Origin of the sequence: Algoriphagus sp. (genome assembly GCF_029254265.1) — a bacterium.
Lineage (GTDB): Bacteria > Bacteroidota > Bacteroidia > Cytophagales > Cyclobacteriaceae > Algoriphagus.
Window position 1 is genome coordinate 1 of sequence record NZ_JAQWXX010000083.1, and the last position, 10,268, is coordinate 10,268.

10 protein-coding genes are annotated in these 10,268 nt (G+C 36.4%); 6 read left to right on the plus strand and 4 right to left on the minus strand.

Going from position 1 to position 10,268, the window contains the following annotated elements; translation table 11 throughout:
- Nucleotides 1-552 precede the first annotated feature (552 nt).
- Nucleotides 553-1,170, plus strand: a complete 618-nt coding sequence (locus tag P8O16_RS12685; protein WP_300315471.1) for a hypothetical protein — start codon at nt 553-555, stop codon at nt 1,168-1,170.
- Here the strand turns inward: P8O16_RS12685 and P8O16_RS12690 are convergent.
- Nucleotides 1,167-2,459, minus strand: a complete 1,293-nt coding sequence (locus P8O16_RS12690; protein WP_367182811.1) for a tyrosine-type recombinase/integrase — start codon at nt 2,457-2,459, stop codon at nt 1,167-1,169. The genes P8O16_RS12685 and P8O16_RS12690 overlap by 4 nt on opposite strands.
- Before the next feature lie 179 nt (nt 2,460-2,638).
- Between P8O16_RS12690 and P8O16_RS12695 the strand changes: the two genes are divergently transcribed.
- The 5 genes from P8O16_RS12695 (at nt 2,639) to P8O16_RS12715 (ending at nt 7,728) form a co-directional block, all read left to right on the plus strand.
- Nucleotides 2,639-3,343, plus strand: coding sequence for a 16S rRNA (uracil(1498)-N(3))-methyltransferase (locus P8O16_RS12695; protein ID WP_300315477.1), 705 nt, complete (start codon nt 2,639-2,641; stop codon nt 3,341-3,343).
- 79 nt (nt 3,344-3,422) lie between these two features.
- Nucleotides 3,423-3,776: a MerR family transcriptional regulator gene (locus P8O16_RS12700; protein ID WP_075350697.1), complete on the plus strand. Its 354-nt coding sequence runs from the start codon at nt 3,423-3,425 to the stop codon at nt 3,774-3,776.
- Nucleotides 3,745-4,878: a DNA-processing protein DprA gene (gene dprA / locus P8O16_RS12705; protein WP_300315482.1), complete on the plus strand. Its 1,134-nt coding sequence runs from the start codon at nt 3,745-3,747 to the stop codon at nt 4,876-4,878. The genes P8O16_RS12700 and dprA overlap by 32 nt, the downstream gene beginning before the upstream one ends.
- Before the next feature lie 194 nt (nt 4,879-5,072).
- On the plus strand, nt 5,073-5,549 hold the full coding sequence (locus P8O16_RS12710) for a (2Fe-2S)-binding protein (protein WP_300315485.1): 477 nt from the start codon (nt 5,073-5,075) through the stop codon (nt 5,547-5,549).
- A gap of 4 nt (nt 5,550-5,553) precedes the next feature.
- Nucleotides 5,554-7,728, plus strand: coding sequence for a molybdopterin cofactor-binding domain-containing protein (locus P8O16_RS12715; protein ID WP_300315487.1), 2,175 nt, complete (start codon nt 5,554-5,556; stop codon nt 7,726-7,728).
- Nucleotides 7,729-7,844: 116 nt separating this feature from the next.
- Here the strand turns inward: P8O16_RS12715 and P8O16_RS12720 are convergent, their stop codons facing one another.
- From P8O16_RS12720 to P8O16_RS12730, 3 genes are all read right to left on the minus strand, one after another.
- A complete protein-coding gene (locus P8O16_RS12720; RefSeq protein ID WP_300315490.1) occupies nt 7,845-8,402 on the minus strand; it encodes a PepSY-associated TM helix domain-containing protein in 558 nt (185 codons plus the stop codon).
- Entirely contained in the window at nt 8,402-9,259 is an 858-nt protein-coding gene (locus P8O16_RS12725) for a hydroxymethylglutaryl-CoA lyase (protein ID WP_300315493.1), read from the minus strand. Before P8O16_RS12725 ends, P8O16_RS12720 begins: the two co-directional genes overlap by 1 nt.
- Before the next feature lie 77 nt (nt 9,260-9,336).
- Nucleotides 9,337-10,107: an energy transducer TonB gene (locus P8O16_RS12730; RefSeq protein WP_300315496.1), complete on the minus strand. Its 771-nt coding sequence runs from the start codon at nt 10,105-10,107 to the stop codon at nt 9,337-9,339.
- Nucleotides 10,108-10,268: the final 161 nt, after the last annotated feature.

The window sequence follows — 10,268 nt, forward strand, 5'->3', positions numbered from 1 at the left end:
GGTCAAAACCGTTTATTTTGACCTAATTTAGTACCCGTTAAGATCGCAAGAAAGCGATTGTCACTGGCTGTCACTTCTAACTTATTTGGCTACTGGCATCTTTGCGGATATACATATTACTTTTTATTGAAAGTCAAATTAATCAACAGAAAAACTTATCTGTAGTCAACGATCTTATTCAAAAGCAATTAAAAGAGAAAAATATTCAATCCGCCTTAAGTGCTACTTCTGAATTAAAAGAAAGATTAGAAGAAATGGTTAATCGGAACATTGTTAAAAATTCCGATAGAAATGATTCAATATATCGGTTCGAAAATGAAGGCAAAGAATCAGTTGCTCGAAATAGAAATATAATGGTAACTGAAATCGTATCTACCACAACGATAAGAGAATTTATAGGAAATCGTAGGGGATACGGGATTTCACTTAAAAAAATGACGAAATCTTCATCAGTTTGTATTATCTGATTTTGAGATAGTTTCAGTAATTTTAATGATGACTTTTCCGTTGCAGAATCTCCCTAAAATTGAACTGAATCACTTTATTAAATTGATGGATGGATATGCTGGTATTTGGGATTCAGATAGAAGCTGGATGGTTCATGAACATTCTCAGCCTGTTAGAGTAACCCTTTTTTGCTACCTTATTTCTCAAGGCAAACTTTATGTGGAGGGGCAAAAATTGAAATCTTTCGATGACGGGAACGATGATTTAATCCAGTTCATTGAAGGTTACTTTGGGAATAAATGTATTGTGAATTTTACTGATTTATTTTTTCTTGACGAGATAAATCAGGCATTTTGTGGAGGCAGTTGGCACAAAGTACAAGAATGCTGGCTGGTAGGAAGATCAGATTACATGGATATTGTGGAATCAAGAAAACCAAAATACATTGTCGAAGAAAAGGTATATATAATCCACATATTCGATTTTCTGGACTCTACAGAAGGTTATTATTTCCTAAGACGACATAAGTATTATACTACAGTTTTAGAGCTTTACAACGGCTTAATTGAATGGAAAAGCAGGTCATACACTTCTCGCCAATTTATTCGAGATTACTCAATTAATCCAGAAGCCAAACTCACCTACAAAGAAATCACACTGGACGAATTCCAATCAAGATTTTTTGATGTTGTTGAATTAGAAGTGGGTAGTTTGTTGAATTAAAGTCTAAAACCTTCATAGATTGGAAACTTTTCATTTAGGTTGAGACCAAGATACTTTTCAGTTTGAGTGATGCTGGAATGCCCTAATAACTTACTAGTAAAATGAATATCCTTATTTTCCTCATAAACCATTTTTGCAAAGGACCTCCTTGCCGAGTGCGTTTTAATATTTCCTGCAACTGGGAAAATCTCTTCTTGATTTTGAGTTAAAATTGAAAATTTCCTTCTATCCCCAATGATTGCAGTGTAAAATTCATTGACGTTTTCTTTTTCTAATTTTTGAATTTGAGAATAAGTCTTTTTTGGAAATTTAAAATTTAATTCGGCTGCAATATTGTAAAGGTAAGAATAGCCTAATTGAGGAACTTCAACATATTTTTTAGTTTTTTGAGCAAAGTATTTAAATGAAGAATTTTTTAATGGATCAAGTTTTTCTTTTTGACATTTTACAGAAGTCATATCAGAAATCCTCATTCCCGAAAAGCATCTAAACAAAAAATAAAGAAGGAATTTGATTTTTTTTCCGTCCCTGTAATATTCAGGTGCAGGATTTGTTTCGGTATCAAGTGCAAAATCGTATAAAATGCTAACTTCTTCTTTTGTAAGGTAAACTTTTTCAACTTCTCGTTTAATCCATTGAAATTTTTTTAAATTAAGTGAAGGTATTTTTATGTTATTATTTTCATTGTAAGCATTAATACAAATATTCCAATATTTTAATTTACTTTTTATTGTCGAATCCAACCTTCCCTGATCTCTTTCGAAAGAAATGTACTCCCTAAATAATTTTTGGGGATTTCTACAAAATACAGCAATTGTTAATCGACTTTTAATATGAACTTCGAACGCTTTATACCTTGCCAAGGCAGTGTTATAATTTTGGAGGGTATTAGGTAAAGTGGCTAAATTGGAAGAATATTCACTTATTTTTTCTTCAAAAATAGAAACAAAAAGTAATTTGTTGTTTTTAACCGTATCAATATCAATGTTTTGAATGACACTTTCCACAATTAAATCAATGTTTTGATCAGTGAGATCATCTTCTTCCATAATTTTAAACTTAGCTTCAATTTTTGTTAATTTTGTATTTATTGAATCCGAGTCAACTGCTTTTCTCGTCACTCTTTGATTCTCTTGATCCCAGTCTTTTGTCAGCAGGGAAATCCCAAGTCCTTTATTTTTCATTTTATTTGCGGACTTGAGACGAAATCGAAGATTTAATGTATTCCTATCATCTAAATCGGCATTTGGCGATCTTAGAAAAAAAAGTTTCCTATTTTTATCCTTCATAATGAGTAGTAATATTTTTAGAAATTAATTTGAGTCCTATTTGGTGTAACAAGATGTGTAACAAATTATGAAAAAAAGCATCAATATTTTGATTTAAAAGCCTTAAAAAAATTAAATTACTCTATTTCTTATTTCTTTAAGAAATGTGCTTTTTTTGTTTTTAATCAATCAAAGACCCCATGCAGCTATTTTTTCAAGAAAATTGTCAACCTCCTGAGATTAAATTTGACACAGAAGAATCAAAACACCTAACCAAGGTACTTCGCAAAAAAGCTGGCGACCAGGTATCCGTAACCAATGGAAAGGGAGAATTATTTGATTGTGTCATTTCAAAAGCTGACCCAAAGGGATCCATACTTTCAGTGTTAAAAACAACTGAAATCCCAGAAGACGATTTTCACATTCATTTGGCAATAGCCCCAACCAAAAGCCCCGATCGAATGGAGTGGATGATCGAAAAAATTACTGAAATCGGCTTTCATGAATTATCATTGATCCAAACCTCGAATTCTGAGCGATCTTTTTTAAAAACGGACAGACTTCACAAGAAAATTATTTCTGCTTGCAAACAAAGCTTGAAGTATCGAATTCCAAAGCTAAACTCTATTCGCTCGCTGAAGGAATTGATTGAATCTAACAAACAAATAGAAAATCAGCGATTTATCGCTTATGTAGATGATAATCATCAGAACCACTTCATGGATGTCGCTAAAGCGAAAGGAAATTACTTGATTTTAATCGGACCTGAAGGTGACTTTTCTACAGAGGAGATACACATGGCAATCAAAGAAAACTTCCTTCCTGTATCACTTGGAAGAAGCAGACTTCGGACAGAAACAGCCGGTTTAGTAGCAGTCGATATCCTTCAGCTTTTGAATCGATAATTTTTTTCTGTTTATAGTTTACTGAAGCTTAGCAAAGTATTGCATTTTCATTAATTTAGAGTTTAAGCCAATTTTGACCGTGCCATACAAAGAGCGAGACATAGAGAAAAAGTATTATTCTATCGGAGAGGTAGCAACCATGTTCAAGGTAGCTCCTTCATTAATTCGATATTGGGAAGGTGAGTTTGATATCATCAATCCAAAAAAAGACCGAAAGGGAAATCGAAGATATACTAAGCCCGATATTCAAAAAATAAAATACATTTACCATTTGGTAAAGGAGAAAGGATATACTCTTCAAGGAGCTCAGGAAGTGATAAAAGCGGGCACAGATCAGGGGTTTGACAAGGTTGTTGCTGTTCAGAAACTTCAAGAAATCAAAGACTTTTTAATCTCTATCCGTGACCAATACAACGCCAAGTCCCAATCCTGAGGAATTACGCTACTTTATTGCACTTGCGCTTGCGCCTAAGATTGGGCCTGGCATCTTTAAAGCTATTATAGCTTATGCTGGATCAGCTCAGAACTTCTTTAGTCTGCCCAAGGGAAAAGTTTTAAAAACCCCTAAAGTCGGGACTAAATTACTTGAGCTTAGAAATCAGGAACAGGAATTACTAAGAAAGGCAGATGAACTGATTTCAAGCTGTGAGAAGTCAGGCTATCGGATTTTCACATCTTTGGATTCGGATTTCCCCACTCGACTCAAGGTCCAAGAGGATAGTCCCGTTTTATTTTTTGCCAAAGGCTCCGGAAGTTTAAATTTTGACAGATCTGTCGGAATAGTTGGTACTCGCAGTGCAACAACTTATGGAAAAAGTGCCACTCGAAAAATCATCGAAGATTTAGCTATTTATCAACCGGCAATCATTTCAGGCTTGGCGTATGGAATAGATATCGAAGCTCATCGAGCAGCTTTAGCTGTTGGACTACCCACCGTAGCGGTAATGGGCTCTCCAATAAATCAAATTTACCCTGCAGTCCATCGAAAAACAGCAGAATCCATTTTAGAAACCGGTCTGGTAATGAGTGAATATGCGCCAGGATCTAAAATGACTCCAGGCAATTTCCCAGCTCGAAACAGGATAATTGCCAGCCTTTCGGATACTTTAATTGTGGTGGAAGCGGCAGAAAAAGGCGGTGCTTTGATTACCGCAGAAATCGCTTACAGTTATGATAAGGATGTTTTTGCTGTTCCGGGGAATTTGCAATCTCCTTTTAGCGAAGGTTGTAATCAACTGATCAAGAAAATGAAGGCCAATATTTATACCGGCCCTGGAGATATTGCTGAGGCACTTTTTTGGGTGAAACCTGGAGAAAAAGAAGTTAAAAAACCTGCTTTAGATCTTAGTAATAGAAATTCTGATGAAAAAATAGTCATAGAATTCCTGATGGATAAAAATGAATCAGAAATAGATCAAATCTGCTATGGCACAGAAATCCCTCTAGGTCCTCTTGCATCATTACTTTTGAGCCTGGAGTTTGAAGGTCTTATTAAATCACTCCCCGGTAAGAAATATAAATTATTGGGATATTAATTCGATACTATATTCACCCTTTCGGGAAATTTAGAGCACTAAAAAGTCACTTTACCAGCTCAGGTTAAACTACATCGAGCTTGTTTCTTTACTTTTTGAATTTAATCCGCTAGTATAGAGGAAACTCTATTCCATCACATTTGATAGGTTTCCTTCCGGTAATTCCAGTATTTTACTTTAAACGATTTTAAGTAATGCCAAACTACAAACTTGAAATAAACGAAAAGACCTATAAGGTAGCAGTCGCAGAAGGCACATCTTTACTTTGGGTGATTCGTGAGCATTTAGGATTAACGGGTACCAAGTATGGATGCGGAATCGCCCAATGTGGTGCTTGCACCATTCACGTAGACAATGTCCCGATGAGAGCTTGCGTCTTACAAGTAGAAAATTTTTCTGATGGCCAAAAGATAAAAACTATTGAGGGATTAGCTGAGAATAGTGACCATCCCCTACAAAAGGCTTGGATTGAAGCCCAAGCCCCTCAATGCGGCTATTGTCAATCCGGACAAATTATGCAGGCTGCAGCTCTATTAAACGAAAATCCCAATCCTAGTCGAGCCGAGATAAAGTCTAAAATGAATGGAATTCTATGTCGATGTGGGACCTATCTCAGGATTATAAAAGCGATTGAAATTGCAGCTTCTAACGAAATAACGTCAAAAGGTTAATATCATGGGGAAATTAAAATCAAGCTATAGTCGTAGAGATTTTTTGAAGTCAACAGGTGGAGTAGCACTCTTTGTTGGGGTTTCAGGTATTTTACCTCAACTCGTCTCTTGCTCCAGTCCAGAAAAAATCAAAGAGGTACTTGCTAAGCATCCCATCACAGCTTGGGTAAAACTTGCCGAAAATGGTGATATCACTATTTTTAATCCTGCTTCAGAAATGGGACAAGGCTCGATGACTTCTTTACCCTTACTATTTGCTGAAGAAATGGATGCCGACTGGTCAAAGGTATCTGTGGAATTTTCTCCACAGGAATCAGAAATCTATGGATCACCAGGTTGGTCACCAGGAAGTAAATTGATGTTTACCGTGGGCAGCCGAACAACCAATAGTTATTACATGACTATGCGTCAAGCCGGAGCACAAGCCAGGTATGTGCTTTTAGCCAGTGTTTCAAAAGAGTGGAATGTTCCAATTTCTGAACTTTCTACCTCAAAAAGCAATGTAATCCATGAGAAAAGTGATAGGCAAATCGAGTATGGTGAAATAGTTTCTTTTTTGGAAATGCCTGGGTCTCTACCGGATTTTTCTGAGGATAAATTGAAAAATCCCAAAGACTTTGAATGGGTAGGTAAAAAAATCAACCGAACTGATATTCCTGAAAAAGTTAACGGCAAAGCAAAATTTTCAATAGATATCAGATTACCTGATATGGTATATGGAGTGATAGAAAGAGGTAATCTTCATGGTTCCAAACCCACCCTACTGAATGAAACTCAAGTCTTGGCTTCTCGCGGTGTTTTGAAGCTAATCAGTTTAGAATATGGAATTGGGATAATTGCAAGCACGCTTGAAGATGCCTTAGCAACAAAAAAAATCCTTTCCATTGATTGGAGCAATTCCAAGGCTTCAAGCCATAATTCTCAAGAAATATATTCTGAGTATGAGAAAATTGCATCTCGTACCACACAAGGTCAAATCTTGGAAGAAAAAGGAAATGTAAAGCAGGCAAAGAAAATTGCAAGTAAAACTTACCAGGCAGATTTCAAAAATGACTACATCTACCATGCCCAAATGGAACCTCTCAATGCAGTGGTGAAAGTTTCTGAAGACTTATCCGCAGCAGAAGTTTGGGTGGGAAGTCAGCAGGGTTTTGATACCAAATTAGGTGTACCAGCTATACTAGGTATTGATCCAGAAAAGGTAACAGTACACTTGCAGTATTTGGGCGGCGGATTTGGAAGAAGAAGTATGAATGACTTTGTAGAAGAATGTGCAACACTTGCCAAAGAAATGGCTCCCTTGCCAGTGAAATTAATTTGGACTCGAGAGGATGATCTTACTTATGGAGCTTACCGGCCTTTATCCTTACAAAGAATAGAAGCAAATACCGATCAAGACGGAAATCTATCAGGATTTTCTCACATGGTTGTGGGTGATGGGGGAAATCTTGTAGCAAGTGGAACAAACAATTCACATTATAACATTCCTAATCAATTTGTAGAATGGAGAGAGGCTAGTAATGGAATTCGATTAAAACACTGGAGATCGGTAGGCCATGGTCCAAACAAATTTGCGATTGAATGTATGCTGGATGAGATCGCACATGATCAGGGAAAAGACCCGATTCAGTTTAGAAAAGGGCTTTTATCAAATTCACCCCGAGCTTTGGCAACTATAGAAAAAGTCGAGCAGATTTCAAATTGGAATACACCAACAGAATCTGGTAGAGCAAAAGGAGTTGCCTTTGTGGAGCACGGTTCATTAGGTTCGGGAGTATGTGAGATTTCAGTTGATCGGGAATCTGGAAAAATTAACGTACATAATTTTTGGGTTGCTTTGGATGCCGGAGTAATCGTTCATCCTGATAATGTCAAAGCCCAAATGGAAGGAGGTATTATGATGGGAATCAGCAGTGCGCTGAAAGAACAAATCACAATTATTGATGGAAAAGTGCAGCAATCTAATTTTCATGATTATCAATTGTTGCGAATGGAAGATATTCCAGATCTAATTGAAACAGAATTGATCGCTTCAGATACGCATCCGGAGGGTGTCGGAGAAACTGCCACTCCGATGGTCGCTTGTGCTATTGCGAATGCTTTTTTGGCATTAACTGGAAAGAGATTGAGGCATTTACCTTTTACCCCCGAAAGGGTATTGGAAGTATTAAAAAGTTGAAGATTTATTGGATTTCAATTATTCAGACGGTTATTAATTCCAAAATCTCTCTAATATGTCTCTAATTTTTATCAAATAGATATTTAAAAATCGACCATTTTAGCAGCCTTCATACCTCACTTTCCAACTTTCATCTTACGAATAACATTAGGGAAATACCATAAATAAAAACCACTAAAACTCATTAAAATCAATCCAAACGAGGTCAAGGTTGAATAAATCAGTTTAGAGGTCTCCGTCCCACCAAAATAATAATCCACAATACTTCCATCATGGACTTTCTCAATCCAATCCGAATGACGAGTTCCGATAGAAAGCACTGCACCTGAGAAACCATCTAATTGTACTTCGGTAAAATGCGTCTGAAAAGTCACTTTAGCAATTCCTTTATCAGGTCTGATATCAATTCGATCCACCAAATTTGATTGATTCATGGAATCCATTTTTTTCATTGCAATTTCTACCATTTGACTTGGAGAAATCCAGTCTTTTGAAGACTCGACCTTAGTTTTCAAAGTAGGCGGAAGTAATTCTGCTTTCTTTTTCCAAGCTAACAAAATAGAGGTGATACCGATAACGAAGAAAAAAAGAACTAATGGGATTCCTAACCAGCGATGTAAAACCCGAAGTAATCGAAGTGATTTTACTTTTTGTTGAACGTCCTTATTTGCCATCAGATAACTGGATTAAAGACGTAATTAGCCAGTTTCATCGCTTCAGCCAGTTCTGCTTTATTTAGCTCAAGCTTTTCACCAACTGTCTCCAAAGTATCAATCATCACTTCAGTCGCCATGTTACCTACCAATTCATCTTTTGCCATTGGGCAACCTCCGAAGCCTTTTAAAGCTCCATCAAATCGCAGACATCCTCCTGCAAGACCAGCAAGAACTTTTTCCGGAATAGTATCTCTAGTCGAATGAAGATGCGCACCAAACTCAATATGAGGGAACGAGGAAACATTTACTTCAAATAAACTTCGAATGGATTCCGGATTGGCAATTCCAATGGTATCAGAAAGCGAGATAATTTTGATCCCAATCTTATCCAATTGATTCACAAATTCTGCAATCAATTCCGGAGAATATGGGTCACCGTAAGGATTCCCGAAACCCATACTGAGGTAAGTCACCAAAGTCTTCCCCTTAATTTCACAGTGATTTTGAATCTCTTCTACGGTTTCCAGAGCTTGCGCAATGGATGCATTGGTATTACGCTGCTGAAAAGTCTCTGATACGGAAAGTGGAAATCCCAAATAATCAATTTCCGAAAAAGTAAGGGCATCCTCTGCTCCACGTACATTTGCAATAATTGCGAGAAGTTTGCTTTTCGAATTATGTAAATCCAAAAGACTTAAAACCTCTGCTGTATCCCGCATTTGTGGAATAGCTTTCGGACTCACAAAGCTCCCAAAATCAATCGTATCAAATCCTACTTCCAATAATTGGTTGATGTATGCGGCCTTGATAGCTGTATCAATAAAATCAGGAAGACCCTGCATCGCATCACGAGGACATTCAATCAGTTTAATCATGCCTGAATTTAGCTATAAAAATGAAGCTCAAAACGAGAATTATATAAGCAGTGGATTTTGAGACCTAAAACTTAGAATTAGCTAAATGGCTCAGCTTTTATTCCGTAACTCAATTTAAAGCGTAAAGGAAGTCTTATCTCTGTTCGAACAGGCATTCCATTTTCTTTTTGAGGATTCCATTTGTAAGGATAATCCTTGATAACTCTCACCGCCTCTTGCCAAAGGGCTTTTTGGATTTGTTCAGCATTTCCAACATGTACATTTAGAATCTCGCCTAATTCATTTATTTCAATTGCAAGAATGACCGTTCCTTGAGCTTTTGCATTCCTTGCTTCTTGAGGATATCGAAGAGATTTCATCAAATATTGATTCCATCCATTTATCCCTCCTTTTGGAGAAGCTTCTTCTATTATTGGCTTGGGCATCTTCTCTCCACTTTCAGCGTAGTAAACTTCAGACAACAATTCGCCAGAATGAATGGATATTTCACTTTTCAATTCACCACTTGGATAGTAATATTTTTCTTCTAAAACGTCATTTTGATAGTCAAATCGTTTGTTAAATTCCATTTCCCCATCGGAATAATAACCTAAAATTCTTTCACTAACCTTGGTACGATTCGTATCAATTAAAGCTGTAGAATGATAAACTTTTATGGTATCCAAATTGAAAATCTGAGTATGGATTACTCCATTCTTTTCGGAGATAATTCGCAAATACTCATAATCGTATTTACTCGTATCAAATACGGGATAATGAAGATGATTCAGATATTCTAAACTTTGGCCGAAAGAGATAGAACACTGGAAAGTGATAATTAAGAAAATGAGAATTTTACGAATAGACATGATTGTACTAAAAAAGTAAATACAACCGAATTATAAAAACTTGTAGAGGTGTCCTTTTAATTGCATATATTTATAGCTTTTCAAACGCTCAAAATGGATATATTTAAAGGTCAAGGAGTCATAGAGTTCAGTAAAAGCTTCCAAACTGAACTTGACTGCAA